Source organism: Streptomyces sp. NPDC045695 (assembly GCF_056432025.1).
The window spans coordinates 117,119-133,422 of the sequence record NZ_JBWKJU010000012.1 but is presented as its reverse complement, the minus strand read 5'-3'; the positions used below and the strand labels follow the sequence as shown (position 1 = coordinate 133,422).

General features: G+C 70.3%; 13 protein-coding genes. 5 read left to right on the top strand and 8 right to left on the bottom strand.

The annotated features are described in order from the left end of the window. Nucleotides 1–244 precede the first annotated feature (244 nt). From nth to AC07DU_RS21605, 3 genes are read left to right on the top strand one after another with little or no spacing between them, the layout of a single operon-like run. Complete coding sequence (gene nth, locus AC07DU_RS21615) at nucleotides 245–1,114, top strand: endonuclease III (protein ID WP_479112956.1); 870 nt, start codon at nucleotides 245–247, stop codon at nucleotides 1,112–1,114. 59 nt (nucleotides 1,115–1,173) lie between these two features. After that, on the top strand, nucleotides 1,174–1,896 hold the full coding sequence (locus AC07DU_RS21610; protein WP_479112954.1) for an NUDIX hydrolase: 723 nt from the start codon (nucleotides 1,174–1,176) through the stop codon (nucleotides 1,894–1,896). A gap of 13 nt (nucleotides 1,897–1,909) precedes the next feature. Further along, nucleotides 1,910–3,112, top strand: a complete 1,203-nt coding sequence (locus tag AC07DU_RS21605) for a MarP family serine protease (protein WP_360895103.1) — start codon at nucleotides 1,910–1,912, stop codon at nucleotides 3,110–3,112. Between the two features lie 35 nt (nucleotides 3,113–3,147). Here the strand turns inward: AC07DU_RS21605 and AC07DU_RS21600 are convergent, their stop codons facing one another. The 6 genes from AC07DU_RS21600 to AC07DU_RS21575 form a co-directional block, all read right to left on the bottom strand. Beyond that, nucleotides 3,148–3,321, bottom strand: a complete 174-nt coding sequence (locus tag AC07DU_RS21600) for a hypothetical protein (RefSeq protein ID WP_360895100.1) — start codon at nucleotides 3,319–3,321, stop codon at nucleotides 3,148–3,150. Between the two features lie 151 nt (nucleotides 3,322–3,472). Then, nucleotides 3,473–4,432 (bottom strand): alpha/beta fold hydrolase, encoded by a 960-nt coding sequence (locus tag AC07DU_RS21595; protein ID WP_360895097.1) that lies wholly within the window; start codon nucleotides 4,430–4,432, stop codon nucleotides 3,473–3,475. Then, complete coding sequence (locus tag AC07DU_RS21590; RefSeq protein WP_360895094.1) at nucleotides 4,429–4,890, bottom strand: phage holin family protein; 462 nt, start codon at nucleotides 4,888–4,890, stop codon at nucleotides 4,429–4,431. Before AC07DU_RS21590 ends, AC07DU_RS21595 begins: the two co-directional genes overlap by 4 nt. Before the next feature lie 118 nt (nucleotides 4,891–5,008). Then, nucleotides 5,009–6,442 carry a Na+/H+ antiporter NhaA gene (nhaA, locus tag AC07DU_RS21585; RefSeq protein ID WP_479112952.1) on the bottom strand — a complete coding sequence of 478 codons (1,434 nt, stop codon included), beginning with the start codon at nucleotides 6,440–6,442 and terminating at the stop codon, nucleotides 5,009–5,011. A gap of 218 nt (nucleotides 6,443–6,660) precedes the next feature. Continuing rightward, a complete protein-coding gene (gene acs / locus AC07DU_RS21580) occupies nucleotides 6,661–8,658 on the bottom strand; it encodes an acetate--CoA ligase (protein WP_479112950.1) in 1,998 nt (665 codons plus the stop codon). Between the two features lie 177 nt (nucleotides 8,659–8,835). Further along, entirely contained in the window at nucleotides 8,836–11,142 is a 2,307-nt protein-coding gene (locus tag AC07DU_RS21575) for a SulP family inorganic anion transporter (protein WP_479036104.1), read from the bottom strand. A 235-nt stretch (nucleotides 11,143–11,377) separates the two neighbouring features. On the opposite strand from AC07DU_RS21575, the gene AC07DU_RS21570 reads away from it, so the two are divergent. Then, complete coding sequence (locus AC07DU_RS21570; RefSeq protein WP_479036101.1) at nucleotides 11,378–12,688, top strand: polysaccharide deacetylase family protein; 1,311 nt, start codon at nucleotides 11,378–11,380, stop codon at nucleotides 12,686–12,688. On the opposite strand, the gene AC07DU_RS21565 is transcribed toward AC07DU_RS21570, so the two are convergent. Next, nucleotides 12,642–13,694 (bottom strand): ATP-binding protein, encoded by a 1,053-nt coding sequence (locus AC07DU_RS21565; protein WP_479112948.1) that lies wholly within the window; start codon nucleotides 13,692–13,694, stop codon nucleotides 12,642–12,644. The two genes, AC07DU_RS21570 and AC07DU_RS21565, sit on opposite strands and share 47 nt — an antisense overlap. A gap of 109 nt (nucleotides 13,695–13,803) precedes the next feature. Here AC07DU_RS21565 and AC07DU_RS21560 point away from each other — a divergent pair, with 109 nt between their 5' ends. Next, a complete protein-coding gene (locus AC07DU_RS21560; RefSeq protein ID WP_479112946.1) occupies nucleotides 13,804–14,625 on the top strand; it encodes a Fic family protein in 822 nt (273 codons plus the stop codon). Nucleotides 14,626–14,996: 371 nt separating this feature from the next. Here AC07DU_RS21560 and AC07DU_RS21555 read toward each other — a convergent pair whose 3' ends face one another. Next, nucleotides 14,997–15,875, bottom strand: a complete 879-nt coding sequence (locus tag AC07DU_RS21555; protein WP_479036093.1) for an HAD family hydrolase — start codon at nucleotides 15,873–15,875, stop codon at nucleotides 14,997–14,999. Between the last annotated feature and the right edge of the window lie 429 nt (nucleotides 15,876–16,304).

Here is a 16,304-nt window from a genome sequence, read left to right as displayed (position 1 = left end):
CTCTCCTATGTCGACCAGCTCAGGGGACCGTGTCCCCATTTTGCCGGACGGCTCAAACAGTGCGATCAATCACAAGGATGCCGGACGCACGGGCGTGCTGTGCGGCGAGAAGCCAATCGGGGTGGTGTTACCTGAGGTCCGGACGGGTGTCAGCGGTCGGCCTTAGGCTGGCTGGGTGTCCAATAAGCCGGTGAGAGCACAGGCCAAGGGGTCCGCTGGAGTGACGGACGCCCAGAATTCAGCCGTGGGCGAACACGCCCCATTGAAGGCGTCCGGGGAGGCCGCGGCCACCCCCCAGAGCAAAGTTTCGGCCAAGAAACCGAAGGCGGCGCCCGCAGCCCAGCGCGCCGAATCGCGTCTGGCCATGGTGCGCAGGGCGCGCCGCATCAACCGTGAGCTGGCCGAGATCTATCCGTACGCCCATCCGGAGCTCGACTTCCGCAATCCCTTCGAGCTGCTCGTCGCGACGGTGCTGTCCGCGCAGACCACCGACCTGCGGGTGAACCAGACGACACCGGCCCTCTTCGCCGCCTACCCGACCCCCGAGGACATGGCCGCGGCCGATCCCGAGCATCTGGAGGAGCTGATCCGGCCGACCGGGTTCTTCCGGGCCAAGTCCAGGGCCCTGCTCGGTCTCTCGCAGGCCCTGCGGGACAACTTCGGCGGGGAGGTGCCGGGCCGGATCGAGGACCTGGTGACCCTGCCCGGGGTGGGCCGCAAGACGGCGAACGTGGTCCTCGGCAATGCGTTCGGTGTCCCCGGGATCACGGTGGACACCCATTTCGGACGGCTGGTGCGCCGCTGGAAGTGGACCGAGCAGGAGGATCCCGAGAAGGTCGAGGCGGAGATCTGCGCGATCTTCCCCAAGAGCGAGTGGACGATGCTCTCGCACCGGGTCGTCTTCCACGGCCGGCGGATCTGCCATGCGCGCAAGCCGGCCTGCGGGGCCTGCCCGATCGCCCCGCTCTGCCCGGCGTACGGGGAGGGCGAGACGGACCCGGAGAAGGCGCGGAAGCTGCTCAAGTACGAGAAGGGCGGCCAACCGGGCCAGCGGCTGCGCCCGCCCCCGGACTACCCGGGCCTCCCGGCCCCGGCGGCGGCGCCGCAGCCGTAGGAACGAATCGGTACCCGTACCGCGTTTGGCGGTGTGGGAGCACACGGACAGGGATGCCTATGACGCGCGGTAGCGGTACCCGGGACGAGACGGCGGCGGCCACCCGCGAGGGCGGGGGCGTGAGGGTCACCACCGACGGCCTGCCCCGGTGGCTCGACCCCGTCGTCGCGCTCGCGCAGACGGTCCAGCCGCGCCAGCTGAGCCGGTTCCTGCCGCCCGAGGACGGCCGCGGGCGGCAGTCGGCCGTGCTCGTCCTGTTCGGCGAGGGCGCCCGTGGCCCCGAGCTGCTGCTCATGGAGCGCGCCGGCACCCTGCGCTCGCACGCCGGCCAGCCGTCCTTCCCCGGCGGCGCCCTCGATCCGGAGGACGGCGATCCGCACACCACCGGCCCCCTGCGCGCCGCCCTGCGGGAGGCCGAGGAGGAGACGGGGCTCGACCCCTCCGGGGTCCAGCTCTTCGGGGTGCTGCCGCGGCTCTACATCCCGGTCAGCGAGTTCGTGGTGACCCCCGTCCTCGGCTGGTGGCGCACCCCGAGCCCCGTCGGCGCCGTGGACCCGGCCGAGACGGCCCGCGTTTTCACGGTTCCCGTGGCCGATCTCACGGACCCGGAGCACCGGGTCATGGCCGTTCACCCAGGCGGCCACCAGGGGCCGGGTTTCACCGTCGAATCGGCTCTGGTCTGGGGTTTCACCGCCGGAGTGATCGACCGGATCCTGCACTTCGCGGGCTGGGAGCGCCCCTGGGACCGGTCGCGGCAGGTCCCGCTCGACTGGCGCGCATGAGACGGTGACCCACGTGAACGTGCTGGACATCCTGTTGTTGCTCGCCGCCGTGTGGTTCGCGATCGTCGGCTACCGCCAGGGGTTCGTCGTCGGCATCCTGTCGGTGATCGGATTCCTCGGCGGTGGCCTCGTCGCCGTGTCCCTGCTCCCGCTGATCTGGGACCGGGTGACGGACAACGGCACCCAGGTGTCCACCACGCTCGTGGTCGTCGCCGTCGTCGTGATCATCGTCTGCGCCTCGATCGGCCAGGCCCTGACCACCCATCTGGGGAACCGGGTGCGCCGCCAGATCACCTGGTCACCCGCGCGCGCCCTCGACGCGACCGGCGGCGCCCTGGTCAACGTGGTCGCGATGCTGCTGGTGGCCTGGCTGATCGGTTCGGCGCTCGCCGGGACCTCGCTGCCCACGCTGGGCAAGGAGGTGCGCAACTCCAAGGTGCTCCTCGGCGTGTCCCGGGTGCTGCCCGACCAGGCGAACACCTGGTTCTCGGACTTCAGCTCCGCCCTGGCGCGCAACGGCTTCCCGCAGGTGTTCACCCCGTTCTCGAACGAGCCCATCACCGAGGTGCAGGCGCCGGACCCGGACCTCGCCACCAGCCCCGTCGCCGATCAGGCCAAGCGCTCGATCGTGAAGGTCGTCGGCACCGCGCCCAGCTGCAGCAAGGTGCTGGAGGGCACGGGCTTCGTCTTCGCGCCCGGCAAGGTCATGACCAACGCGCACGTCGTGGGCGGGGTCGGCGAGCCGACCGTGCAGATCGGCGGCGAGGGCAAGCTGTACGACGGCAAGGTCGTGCTCTACGACTGGGAGCGCGACATCGCGGTCCTGGACGTGCCCAAGCTGAAGGCCCCGCCGCTGGAGTTCACCGACAAGGACGCGGTGAGCGGCAGCGACGCGATCGTCGCCGGCTTCCCGGAGAACGGCGCGTACGACGTCCGCTCGGCCCGCGTCCGCGGACGGATCAACGCCAACGGCCCGGACATCTATCACCGCGGCACCGTCCGACGGGACGTCTACTCGCTCTTCGCGACGGTCCGGCAGGGCAACTCCGGCGGCCCGCTGCTGACGCCCGACGGCAAGGTGTACGGGGTCGTCTTCGCGAAGTCCCTCGACGACCCGAACACCGGTTACGCGCTGACGGTGGACGAGATCCGCGATGACATCCGGATCGGCAAGGCCGCCGATCGGCGGGTCGAGAGCCAGGGCTGCGCGCTCTGAGCCACCCGCCGCCGCCGGCGGCCACCGCCGGGTCCCTACGTCCTTTGGTGGCGCAGGCGCGCCGAGACCCAGCGGGCGCGGCGGCGCAGGATGCGCGGAATCCCGAGGCGGAGGTCGTGGCCGTGCCGGCCGGCCCTCTCGTGGGTGCCCGGCGTAGCTGCCGAGCGGCGTTCGTGCGCGGTGTCACCGTGGTCGTGCGTCCAGCTCATACTCCGAGCTCTGCCCGGGCCCCAAGGTCGGTAATCCCGTCAGCGGCGGCCAATTGGCCTATGCGCCGGGCAATTGAATGCCCGTAAGACGATCCGATGAGCCAACTGCCCGCCCTTCAGGGACTGGTCAGCAGGTGGTATCAGCAGCTGGTCAGCGGTCCGGCTCCGGATCCTTCAGCCAGTTCACCAGCTCCGTGGAGAAGGCCACGGGGTCCTCCTCGTGCGGGAAGTGCCCGAGCCCGTCGAACAGCCGCCACCGGTAGGGGGCTTCGACGTACTCGCCCGAGCCGGCCGCACTGCGCGTCCGCATCACCGGGTCGAGCGAGCCGTGCAGATGCAGCGTCGGTACCCGCACCGGCCGCTTCATCCGCCGGTTGAACTGAAGTCCGTCGGGGCGCGCCATCGACCGCATCATCCAGCGGTACGGCTCGATCGAGCAGTGCGCGGTGGACGGAATGCACATGGCCCGCCGGTACACGGCGAGGTCCTCCTCCTCGGGCAGCCGCGGCCCCGACCAGTCCCGGATCAGATCCCCTACGAGCGCCCCGCCGTCGGCGACCAGCTGCCGCTCGGGGACGAAGGGCCGCTGAAAGCCCCAGATGTGCGAACTGGCGCGCGTCTGCCCGAAGTCCGACAGCATCGCCGAGCGCCAGCGGCGCGGGTGCGGCATGGAGGAGACGACGAGCCGGCGCACCAGCTTGGGCCGCATCACCGCCGCCGTCCAGGCGAGGTACCCGCCCAGGTCGTGCCCGACCAGGGCGGCGTCCGGCTCGCCGAGGGACCGTACGACCCCGGTGATGTCGAGCGCCAGATTGGCGGGGTCGTAGCCGCGCGGGGTGCGATCGCTGCCGCCCACCCCGCGCAGGTCCATCGCGACCGCCCGGTATCCGGCGTCGGCGAGCGCGACCATCTGGTGCCGCCAGGTCCACCAGAACTGCGGGAAGCCGTGGAGCAGCAGCACCAGCGGCCCGTCACCGAGCTCGGCGACGTGGAAGCGGGCGCCGTTGGCGGCGACGTCCCGGTGCGTGACCGCCTGCCCGCCGGGGAGGTCGAGCCGTACCGCCGTGGCCGCTGTGGGGGGAATGCTGGAATCCGGCGTGGGCGCTGTCATGAGGACGAGCGTGCCACACCCACAGCCTGGTCACTCACCGGCCGCGGGTGCGGCTTGACGGTCCCGACCAGCGCGGCGGTCTGCTTGACGGAGGCGATGGACTTCTCCGGCGGCTTGACCTTCTTGAACTTCCGTACGGCGATCAGCACGAGCAGCCCCGCGATGAGCAGGAACGCGCCGCCGACGATCAGGAAGGACCACGCGAGCCCCAGCCCGAGGTTGTGGATCCCGTAGGCCGCGGCCATGGTCAGCGCCGGGAGCGAGAAGAGCGCGAGCGCGGCGGCCGCCCCGAGGGAGGCGCTGCCGGCGCCCACGCGCTTGACGTCCTGGCGCAGCTCCGCCTTGGCGAGGGCGATCTCGTCGTGCACCAGGGCGGACATCTCGGCGGTGGCCGAGGCGACCAGTTGGCCGAGCGTGCGCTCGGCTCCCCGTGCCGCGTCGTCGTCCACTGCGCTCATCGCTCTCTCCCTTTGTCGTCTGCTGCCGTGCGGCTGCGCTGCGGCCAGCGTGCTGTGGCCCGCGTGCTGCGGCCTGCGTGCTGCGTCTTGTGTCCTATGTCCTGTGTCCTGTGTCAGATCATGCCGGACGGTCGCCCCGGGCGGTGGACCCGGCCGTGTTTTCCAGGGCCGTCGCCGCCGCGTTCTCCGCCTTGCGGCGGTGTTCCGCGGCCCTGTCCTCGTAGATCTTCGCCATCCGCAGGTGGTACTCGGGGTTGTGCTCCTCGTAGATGTCGGGGATCCCGTCGAGGTCGTCGTCGCGCTCCTCCGCATCGGTGAGCGCCCGGTACCTGCGGTTGCGGAGCTTGAGCATGACGCTCGCGATCACGGCCGCGATGAGCGAGCCCATCAGGACGGCGGCCTTGACCTCGTCGGTGAGGACCGCGTCGCCGGTGAAGGCGAGTTCGCCGATGAGCAGGGAGACGGTGAAGCCGATGCCCGCGAGGGAGGCCACGGCCAGTACGTCGGGCCAGGCGAGGTCCTCGTTCAGTTCCGCCTTGGTGAAGCGGGCGGCCAGCCAGGTCCCGCCGAAGATGCCCACCGTCTTGCCGACGACGAGGCCGAGGACCACACCGAGGGTCTCGGGCCGGGTGAAGACCTGCCCGAGGGACTCGTCGGAGAGCGAGACCCCGGCGGCGAACAGCGCGAAGAGGGGCACGGCGAGACCGGCCGAGACGGGCCGGACCAGGTGCTCGATGTGCTCGCCGGGGGACTGGCTCTCGCCGTCCTTGCGGGTGCAGCGCAGCATCAGGCCCATGGCGACACCGGCGATGGTGGCGTGGACGCCGCTGTTGTACATCAGGCCCCAGATGGCCAGGGCGAGCGGGAGGTAGACGTACCAGCCGCGGACGCCCCGGCGGAGCAGGAACCAGAACAGGACCAGGCCCACGACCGCGCCGCCGAGCGCCACGAAGTCGATCCCGCTGGTGAAGAACACCGCGATGATCAGGATGGCGAAGAGGTCGTCGACCACCGCGAGGGTCAGCAGGAAGGCGCGCAGGGCCGACGGCAGGGAGGTGCCGATGACGGCGAGCACGGCCAGCGCGAAGGCGATGTCGGTGGCGGTCGGGACTGCCCAGCCGTCCACCGAGCCGCTGCCGAAGGTGTTGACCAGTACGTAGACCAGCGCGGGGACGGCCATGCCCGACACGGCGGCGATCACCGGGAGGGCGGCGGCTTTCGCGTCGCGCAGATCGCCCGCGACGAGCTCGCGCTTGAGTTCGATGCCCGCGACGAAGAAGAAGACGGCGAGGAGTCCGTCGGCCGCCCAGTGCTGGAGCGAGAGGTCCAGGCCGAGGGCGGCGGGGCCGATGTGGAAGGACCGGACGCTGGCGTAGCTGTCCGAGACGGCGGGGACGTTCACCCACAACAGGGCGGCGACGGCGGCCACGAGCAACAGCACGCCGCCGACCGTCTCGGTGCGCAGGGCGTCGGCGACGAAGCGGCGCTCGGGAAGCGAGAGCCGTCCGAGGAACGTGCCGCTCTGGCGGTCGGTGGGGCTGGGTGCGGCCACGAGGGGAGACCTCCGGGGTCGGTTGGACGGCATGGCGAAGCTCGTTGCCGACCAGACTTCCCGGCGCACCCTGTGGTCATTATTGACGCTTTCAATATTTTACAGGGCGCACGCGAGGACGTATCCGGCGATCGTCACTTTATGCGCGAAAAGGGCACCCGGCGCGGCGCGCCGAATGCCCCTTCCTGGCGGGTCCGCGGTCCCGGCCCCGGGTCCTGTCAGTCCTCGCTGCCGACGGCCGGAAGCTTGCTCTGGATGAGGTCCATGACCGAGGAATCGGCCAGCGTGGTGACGTCACCGACCGCCCGGTTCTCCGCCACGTCGCGCAGCAGGCGGCGCATGATCTTGCCCGAACGGGTCTTCGGGAGCTCCTGGACCGGCAGGATCCGCTTCGGCTTGGCGATCGGGCCGAGCGTGGCGCCCACGTGGTTGCGCAGGTCCGCGACCAGGCTCTCCGTCTCGGAGGCGCTGCCGCGCAGGATGACGAAGGCCACGATGGCCTGGCCGGTGGTCTCGTCGGCCGCGCCGACCACGGCCGCCTCGGCGACCGAGGGGTGCGAGACGAGCGCCGACTCGACCTCGGTGGTCGAGATGTTGTGGCCGGACACCAGCATCACGTCGTCCACCCGGCCGAGCAGCCAGATGTCGCCGTCGTCGTCCTTCTTGGCCCCGTCGCCCGCGAAGTACTTGCCCTCGAAGCGCGACCAGTAGGTGTCGATGAACCGCTGGTCGTCGCCCCAGATGGTGCGCAGCATCGACGGCCACGGCTCGGTGAGGACCAGGTAGCCGCCTCCGCCGTTCGGGACCTCGTTCGCCTCGTCGTCCACGACGGTGGCGGAGATGCCGGGCAGCGCGCGCTGGGCGGAGCCCGGCTTGGTGGCCGTGACGCCCGGCAGCGGGGAGATCATCATCGCGCCGGTCTCGGTCTGCCACCAGGTGTCCACGATCGGGCAGCGGTCGCCGCCGATGTGCTTGCGGTACCAGATCCAGGCCTCGGGGTTGATCGGCTCGCCGACCGAGCCCAGCACGCGCAGGCTCGACAGGTCGAACTTCGCGGGGATGTCGTCGCCCCACTTCATGAACGTGCGGATGGCCGTGGGCGCCGTGTAGAGGATGGTGACGCCGTACTTCTGCACGATCTCCCAGAACCGGCCCTGGTGCGGGGTGTCCGGCGTGCCCTCGTACATCACCTGGGTGGCGCCGTTGGCGAGCGGCCCGTAGACGATGTAGGAGTGCCCGGTGACCCAGCCGATGTCGGCGGTGCACCAGTAGACGTCGGTCTCCGGCTTCAGGTCGAAGACGGCGTGGTGCGTGTACGCCGTCTGCGTGAGGTAGCCGCCCGAGGTGTGCAGGATGCCCTTGGGCTTACCCGTGGTCCCCGAGGTGTAGAGGATGAAGAGCGGGTGCTCGGCGCCGAAGGCCTGCGGGGTGTGCTCGGCGGACTGGCGGCCGACGACCTCGTCCCACCACAGGTCGCGGCCCTCGCTGAAGGCGGTGTCCTGGCCGGTGCGGCGTACGACGAGCACGTGCTCGACCTGAGGGCACTTGGCGACGGCCTCGTCGATGGCGGGCTTCAGGGCGGTCGGCTTGCCGCGGCGGTAGCCGCCGTCGGCGGTGATGACCAGCTTGGCGTCGGCATCCTGGATGCGGGAGGCGACGGCGTCGGCGGAGAAGCCGCCGAAGACCACGGAGTGCGCGGCGCCGACGCGGGCGCACGCGAGCATCGCGACGACCGCCTCGGGGATCATCGGCAGGTAGACGGCCACGCGGTCGCCGGCCTGGACGCCCAGCTCGGTCAGGGCGTTGGCGGCCTTGCAGACCTCGTCCTTGAGCTCGGCGTAGGTGATGGCGCGGCTGTCGCCGGGCTCACCCTCGAAGTGGATGGCGACGCGGTCGCCGTTGCCGGCCTCGACGTGGCGGTCCACGCAGTTGTAGGCGACGTTGAGCTCGCCGTCCGCGAACCACTTCGCGAAGGGCGGGTTCGTCCAGTCCAGGGTCTGCGTCGGCTCCGTGACCCAGGTCAGCCGGCGGGCCTGCTCGGCCCAGAAGCCCAGCCGGTCCGCGTCGGCCTGTGCGTACGCAGCCTGTGTCACGTTGGCGGCGGCGGCCAGATCGGCAGGCGGTTCGAACCGCCGCTCCTCCTTGAGCAGATTGGCCAGGCTTTCATTGCTCACGACATCTCCCAATCCCAGGGTGTCCGTTGTGTCCCCGGGCATAGCTCATCAGTCGGCGGCCCGGGTGACAAGAGGTAGCCGGGAATTGGTTTAGACCTATATCACGATCCGGGGCGGGCCGGGAACGGCGTGCGAAGGCCCCTTCCCGCTGAAGGGGGGCGGGAAGAGGCCACACGGTTGCACGGATACGGGAGGCTACCGGTTCAGGGGCGCTGCGCCTCAGGCACTCTGGCCGACGGTGTCGAAGACCCGGCAGTCGAAGAAGTCCTCGCCCTCGGACAGCAGATACGCCTGGGCCTCGCCCACGTGGAAGTACATCCCGTGCAGCTCCAAGGTGCCCTCGGCGAGCCGCCGCGCCACCGACTCGTGGGCCCGCAGGTGCTCCAGCTGCTGCACCACATTGGTCAGGCACAGCTGCTCCACCGCGTCCGCCGGGAGCCGGCCCGAGATCCTGGCCCAGGCATGGTGGCGGCTGGCCATCCGCTCCAGGCTGGGCAGCCCGTGCCGCAGCCAGCGGCGCAGCGGGGTCATCGGGATTCCGGGCGCCGAGTTGAGCAGCGCCTGCATGGCCCCGCAGCCCGAGTGCCCGCACACGGTGATGCTGTCCACCTTCAGCACGTCCACGGCGTACTCGATGGCCGCCGCGACCGAGTCGTCCGTGGACTCCGCTCCGGGCAACGGGACCAGATTGCCGACGTTGCGGACCGTGAACAGGTCGCCCGGGCCGCTGGCCGTGATCATGCTGGTCACCAGACGGGAGTCCGCGCAGGTGAGGAAGAGCTGCGAGGGGCGCTGCCCCTCGCGGGCCAGCCGCGCCAGCTCCTCGCGCACGTGGGGTGCGGTATCGCGCTGGAAGGCACTGATCCCGTTGGCCAATTGGCCGGCGCCCTTGGGTGCCGGGGCGACCGTGTCCGCAGGGGGGTGGGTGTCCGTGGTGCGGTGGTCGCAGTGGTTCTTCCACGGCGTCCAGGGGCGGCAGCACTGGTGCCCGCCGCGCTGCTGGCTGCGCGGGGCCGGTGCGCCGAAGCGGTGCGCCCCGTCGGTCCGGCGGCCGGTGACCTCCACGGATCCGCCGTGGGCACGGTGGGAATCCTGCCAGTCCTGCAGCGTCTCGTAGGCCGCGTGGTCCATGAAGGAGCCGTCCAGCTCGATCAGGGCGCGCGCGTCGGGGGGGATCTGGCTCAGCACCCGGCTCAGCCGCGGCACGGCCAGGAAGGTCAACTGGCCGCGCGCACAGACCCGGAAGACGCCGTCGTCCAGCTGCTCCACCGTGATCCGGGTCCGGGCGAGCCGGTGCAGGGCGAGTGCGACCGCCACCGCGATGCCGATGGCCACGCCTTCCAGGACGCCGCCGAGGACCACTCCCACGATGGTCGTGCCGTAGACCACGGCCTCGCCGTGCCGGGTGACGGTACGCAGATGCGTGGCGCTCACCATCCGCACCCCCACCGCCATCACCAGCGCGGCCAGCGAGGCCAGCGGGATCAGGTCGAGGGCGGGGACGAGCAGTCCCGCCGCGAGAAGGACCCACAGGCCGTGCAGCATGACCGAGCGCCTGCTGACGGCGCCGGACTTGACGTTGGCCACGCTGCGGATGGCCCCGCCCGCGACGGGCAGGCCGCCCAGGGCGCCGGAGACGATGTTCGCCGCGCCCTGGCCCCTCAGTTCCCGGTTCAGGTCGGTGCGCGGCGGACGGTTGCCCGTACCGCGGTCGGAGACGATCAGCTTGTCGGTCGCCACCGCGGAGAGCAGGGACTCGACGCTGCCGACCAGGGTGACGGTCAGGACGGCGGTGATGATGCCGAGGACCGGGCCCTCGGGGAGCTCGGGCAGGGCGTGGCTGCGCCATGACGGCAGGTCAACCCGGGGCAGGCTGAGGCCGGCCACGGCGGCGACCGCGGTGGCCGTCGCCACGGCGGCGAGCGCCGCCGGCACCTTGCGCAGGGCCTGGCCGGTCCGGCCGGGCAGCCTCGGCCAGCTGAACAGGACGAGCAGGGTCAGCGCGCTGACGCCGAGCGCGACCGGGTGCAGGTCGGCCAACTGGTCGGGCAGGCCGCGGACGTTGGCCAGGGCGGAGCTCTGGGGGGTGCCGCCTAGCACGATGTGCAGCTGCGCCAGAGCGATGGTCACGCCGACGCCGGCGAGCATGCCGTGCACGATGGCGGGGCTGACCACGAGCGCCGACCGGGCGGTGCGCAGGGCGGCGAGGCCGAGCTGGCAGAGGCCGGCGAGCACGGTGACGGCGCAGGTGGTGCGCCACCCGTAGTGCTGGATCAACTCGGCGCTGACGACGGTGAGTCCGGCAGCGGGTCCGCTGACCATGAGCGGGGCGCCGCCGAGCCGTCCGGCGACGATCCCGCCGACGGCAGCGGCGACCAGCCCGGCCTGGAGCGGGGCGCCGGTGGCCAGGGCGATGCCGAGCGAGAAGGGCAGGGCGATCAGGAAGACGGCGATCGAGGCGGAGAGATCTGCGTGGAAGTCCTTGCGGAGCGTTCCGGTCGTGGGCCTGGGGGAGGTGTCTGTCATCGGTTCCCGTCTCCTCGGGGGAGGGATGAAGCGGCGGGAGTCTCAACACTCAGTAAATGGATGGTAATGGAGAGTAAAGGCGCGTGGTGAACAATGCGGGCAAACGGCCTATAAATTAGCACTCACGAGTGAATAAGCATTTTGTCCGGCTTGTCACACCTTTCTCGCGGCGGACCCCGTGGGACGTTGCGGCGCGGAAGTCCTGCGTTGGAACTGCGAGGGAGAGGTGGGGCGGATGATCGCCGCCACGAAGAAGATCGCCGGCGGCCTGGCCGCCACGGCGCTGATCCTGGGGGCCGCCGGGTGCGGCGCCCCGGAGCCCGCCAAGTCCCCGGCTCCCGGGGCTCCGAAGGCGAAGGAGGGCGCCGCCGCCCCGGAGGCCCCCGGCAGCGTCAACCGGCCCATCGGAGACGGCTCGACCGCGTACACCGGCCCGCAGCCGAACGTACAGAAGGCGCAGAAGCTCAAGGCCGGAGAAAAGCCGCCGCAGTTCGTGGTGTTCTCGTGGGACGGGGCGGGCGAGGACAGCCAGAAACTCTTCTCGCACTTCCGCGAGGTCGGCAAGAAGTACAACGCCCGGATGACGTACTTCCTCAGCGGCGTGTACATGCTCCCGGAGGAGAAACGTTCCCTCTATACCGCCCCGCAGCACGAGTCCGGCCGCTCCGACATCGGCTTCGGCGACCTCCAGGGCATCAAGGACACCGCCACCCAGGTCAGAGGCGCCTGGCTGGAGGGCAATGAGATCGGCACCCACTTCAACGGCCACTTCTGCGGCCCCGACGGCGGCGTCGGAACCTGGTCCGTGGCCGAGTGGAAGAGCGAGATCAACCAGGCCAAGGCGTTCGTCAAGAACTGGAAGACCAACGCCGGCCTGAAGAGCATGGAAGCGCTCCCCTTCGACTACGACAAGGAGCTCGTCGGGGCCCGCACCCCCTGCCTCGAAGGCCAGAAGAACTTCATGCTGGCGGCGAAGGACATGGGCTTCCGCTACGACTCCAGCGGCATCAGCAAGCAGATCTGGCCCAAGAAGACGGACGGTCTGTGGGACATCCCGCTGCAACTGGTGCCTGTGCCGGGCCGCGCCTTCGAGACGCTGAGCATGGACTACAACTTCATGACGAACCAGTCCGGGACGACCTCCCAGGGCGACCCCGCGCAGCACAAGTACTGGGGCGACCAGATGCGCGACGGTCTGCGGCAGGCCTTCGACCGCGTCTACCAGGGCAACCGCGCACCACTGATCATCGGCAACCACTTCGAGTCCTGGAACGGCGGCACCTACATGCGCGCCGTCGAGGAGTCGATCAAGGCCATGTGCACCCAGAAGGAGGTCCGTTGCGTGCCGTTCCGCGAGCTGGCGGACTGGCTGGACGCCCAGGACCCGAAGACTCTGGAGTGGATGCGCACGCTCGACGTCGGCGAGGCGCCGAAGGAGGGCTGGACGAAGTTCCTGACCGCGGGGCCGCCGCCCGCACCGCCGACGGCCCCCGCCGGGGTCAAGCCGGCTGCGGAGCCGGCTGCTGAAGGCGCGGACGAGGGCTGAGAGTCTCCGCCTTCACCCCCTCGGCGTCCTCGCGGTCCTCGCGGTCCTCGCGCAGGATGAAATCGGGGTCGACCTGGCCCGCCAGGTCGGCCCCGGTCTTCGCGTTGCCCCAGCTCTCCGCGTTCTTGAGGTGGAAGCGCACCATCTGCTCGGTGTAACGGACCCAGTCGCGGTGCGCGTAGGAGTCGTCGGCGGCGTTCTGGAGCTCCTGGAGTGCGAGCCGGTTGGTCGCCTCCAGCAGCTCGAACGCAGCCGGGCGGCCCTTCTCCATCGCCCGTACCCAATCGGAGTGTCCGACGGTGACCAGCAGGTCCTCGCCCACCTCGTCCTGGAGGAACTCGATGTCCTCGGGGCCCTGCACCTTGTTGCCGATGACCTTGAGCGCGACCCCGAAGTCCCGGGCGTACTCCTTGTACTGGCGGTAGACGGAAACGCCCTTGCGGGTCGGTTCGGCGACCAGGAAGGTCACGTCGAAGCGGGTGAACAGGCCCGAGGCGAAGGAGTCGGAGCCCGCCGTCATGTCGACGACCACGTACTCGTCCGGGCCGTCGACGAGGTGGTTCAGGCAGAGCTCGACCGCGCCGACCTTGGAGTGGTAGCAGGCCACGCCCAGGTCGGCCTCGGTGAACGGCCCGGTGGCCATGAGCCGTACGGGCTCCCCGTCGAGCAGCACCGTGCGCGCGCACGCCTCGTACACCGGGTTGTCCTCGGTGACCCGCAGCAGCCGCGATCCCCGGCCGGGCGGCGTGGTCTTGATCATCGTGTCGGCGGACGCGATGCGCGGATTGGAGCCCCGCAGGTACTCCTTGATCAACGGCAGGTGCGCGCCCAGGGCGGGAAGTGCGGAGGCCTCGTCCTCGCCGAGGCCGAGCGCGGCGCCCAGGTGCTGGTTGATGTCGGCGTCCACCGCGACGACGGGGGCCTCATTGGCGGCCAGGTGGCGGATGAAGAGGGAGGACAGCGTGGTCTTGCCGCTGCCGCCCTTTCCTACGAAAGCGATCTTCATGTTCACCAAGGGTAGTGGGTCAGTAGCTGGGTGTTGTCAAGGCGAGTGAAGAAGACCACTCCAAGGAGGGGTCGGTGCCAGGGGTGTGCAGTGCGTAGGCTCCCTACTTATGAGTAGCGCTTCTGACCCGTTGGTCGCCCTGGCCGGGCTGCCGGGTGTCGCCGAGTCCGTGGATTCCGTACGCAAGGCCGTGGACCGGGTCTACGGACACCGGGTGATGCGCCGCCGCGGCGGCGAGATCACCTCGGAGGCCGCCCTGCGCGGGGCGCGAGGAAGTGCGGCGCTGTCCGGTGCGGACTGGGCGCTGGAGGAGGTGCGGCGACGGACCGACTTCGGGTCGGAGCCGGAAGCGCTGACGGTGGGCGCCGCCCTGCGGCTCACGGCGGAGGCCGGGCAGCTGCTGAGCATCTGGCGCCAGTCGCCGCTGCGGGTGCTCGCGCGCCTGCACCTGGTGGCGTCGGGCTCGACGGCCCAGGGGGACGTCGTGGGCCGACCCCGCCTGGCCGGCGAGTCGGTGGTGGAGCCCCTCGTGGATCTCCCGCTGCCCAGCGCCGAGGAAGTCGCGGGCCGCCTGGACGGCCTGTCTCGCCTGATCATCGCGGGAGGTTCCGCCCCGGCCTTGATCACGGCGGCGGTGGTCCACGGCGAACTGCTGGCCCTGCGCCCGTTCGCCTCATACAACGGGCTGGTCGCCCGCGCGGCCGAGCGCATCGTCCTGATCAACAGCGGTCTGGACCCGAAGGCGATCTGCCCGGCGGAGGTCGGCCACGCGGAACAGGGACGCGAGGCGTACCTGGCGGCGTTCGAGGGCTACGTCTCCGGTACTCCGGAGGGGATGGGCGCCTGGATCGCCCACTGCGGACGGGCGATCGAGCTCGGTGTCCGCGAGTCGACGGCGGTCTGCGAAGCCCTGCAGCGCGGCGCGGCCTGAGGTTCTCCGACCGTTTTCGCCCCGGACATGGGTTGCGGCGACACCGTATTGCTGTGGTGTCGCCGCTGGCATTTACGCCTGGTTACCAAGCGTCCTCGATGGTTGCCCATCAGGTCGGGGACTTTGCCCGTTACCTGGTGCGGCTGGCCCGTAATCGACGGGTCGACGTCGCGTGGGTGCCAGGCGTTCATGCTTCGGTCCGTGGGCCTTACTGCGTTTTAAAGATGATCCTCTCGGATGTTCTTTGGTCTCGCGGGCCGTTGCTTTATTTGTACTCCGCTTGGGAGCCATGCGAAACCCCTGGCTCCACTTTTTACTATCGGGGCGAGTCCGGCGAACCGGACAGCCCGTATCTCCGCAGGTCGGGACATTCAGGCGGAGGTGGCGGCGGCGGCCAAAGCGCTGGCCCGGCGCCGGCTGGCGTACCAGACCAGCCCGGCCGTGGCGGCGGCCGCACCGACGGCCGCCGCGGCGACCAGCGCCGGACGCGTCGGCATCGACAGTCCGGGCAGGCGCTGCTTCAGCCGTACGGGCCGGCTGAAGACCAGGACCGGCCACTCGCGCGCGACCGCTTCCCGCCGCAGTGCCCGGTCGGGGTTGACGGCGTGCGGGTGTCCGACCGCCTCCAGCATCGGGACGTCGGTGGCCGAATCGCTGTAGGCGTAGCACCGGGCGAGGTCGTAGCCCTCGGACTCCGCGAGCTCGCGCACGGCCTCCGCCTTGGTCGGTCCGTAGGCGTAGTACTCGATCTCGCCGGTGAAGCAACCGTCCTCGCCCACGACCATGCGGGTGGCGACGACCCGGTCCGCACCGAGCATCTCCCCGATCGGCTCGACCACCTCCGCGCCGGAGGTCGACACGATGACCACGTCGCGGCCCGCCATGTGGTGGGCCTCGATCAGGGACGCGGCCTCGTCGTAGATGATCGGGTCGATGAGGTCGTGCAGGGTTTCCGCGACGATCTCCCGCACCTGCTGCACGTTCCACCCCTTGCAGAGGGCGGACAGGTACTCCCGCATGCGTTCCATCTGATCGTGGTCGGCGCCGCCGGCCAGGAAGATGAACTGCGTGTACGCGGTGCGCAAGACGGCTCGCCGGTTGATCAGGCCGCCTTGGTAGAAGGACTTGCTGAACGTCAAGGTGCTCGACTTCGCAATGACCGTCTTGTCAAGGTCGAAGAAGGCTGCGGTGCGAGGCGAGGAGTGCGGCAAGGGCTGATTTTCCACGTCCCGAGCATATGCGCCCACCATTCGGCGTAAGGTGTGGCGCGTGGGTTTGCCTGAGAAGGCTATCGGGTACACCATGGAAGTCACGGATCGTTCGCGACCGTGCTAACCCGGTCTGGCTCCTCCCCCCCCGAGTCGGACCGTGGGGACGACCCCCGCTCTCCCCCCCGGCGGGGGTCGTCGCATGTCCGGACGCGGTTCGCGTCCCTGCCTTCGGTCCCACGTGACCATCTCTCCGGCCCTTCCTCTTGTGCGGGCCCACGCGGTGAAGGCCCTCACCCCCCTCCAACTCGTGACGCTGCGTAGTGGTTCCGCCGCGCTCCGGAACTCACCGGTGAGGGTGACCGGGTTATTCACAATCGGTCGGTTGTCCACAGTTATCGAGCAAGATCCGCTTCTTTTTCCTGATCGCTGCACGGTGATTCCAGCCGCGAAGTCCGTGGCGCTGGATTT

What these genes read in the sequence shown, in the direction of transcription:
- AC07DU_RS21610 (WP_479112954.1), top strand. Translation starts at nt 1,174, where the DNA reads ATGACGCGCGGTAGCGGTACCCGGGACGAGACGGCGGCGGCCACCCGC.
- AC07DU_RS21600 (WP_360895100.1), bottom strand. Translation starts at nt 3,321, where the DNA reads ATGAGCTGGACGCACGACCACGGTGACACCGCGCACGAACGCCGCTCG.
- AC07DU_RS21595 (WP_360895097.1), bottom strand. Translation starts at nt 4,432, where the DNA reads ATGACAGCGCCCACGCCGGATTCCAGCATTCCCCCCACAGCGGCCACG.
- AC07DU_RS21590 (WP_360895094.1), bottom strand. Translation starts at nt 4,890, where the DNA reads ATGAGCGCAGTGGACGACGACGCGGCACGGGGAGCCGAGCGCACGCTC.
- acs (WP_479112950.1), bottom strand. Translation starts at nt 8,658, where the DNA reads ATGCCCGGGGACACAACGGACACCCTGGGATTGGGAGATGTCGTGAGC.
- AC07DU_RS21575 (WP_479036104.1), bottom strand. Translation starts at nt 11,142, where the DNA reads ATGACAGACACCTCCCCCAGGCCCACGACCGGAACGCTCCGCAAGGAC.
- AC07DU_RS21570 (WP_479036101.1), top strand. Translation starts at nt 11,378, where the DNA reads ATGATCGCCGCCACGAAGAAGATCGCCGGCGGCCTGGCCGCCACGGCG.
- AC07DU_RS21565 (WP_479112948.1), bottom strand. Translation starts at nt 13,694, where the DNA reads ATGAAGATCGCTTTCGTAGGAAAGGGCGGCAGCGGCAAGACCACGCTG.
- AC07DU_RS21560 (WP_479112946.1), top strand. Translation starts at nt 13,804, where the DNA reads ATGAGTAGCGCTTCTGACCCGTTGGTCGCCCTGGCCGGGCTGCCGGGT.
- AC07DU_RS21555 (WP_479036093.1), bottom strand. Translation starts at nt 15,875, where the DNA reads ATGGTGGGCGCATATGCTCGGGACGTGGAAAATCAGCCCTTGCCGCAC.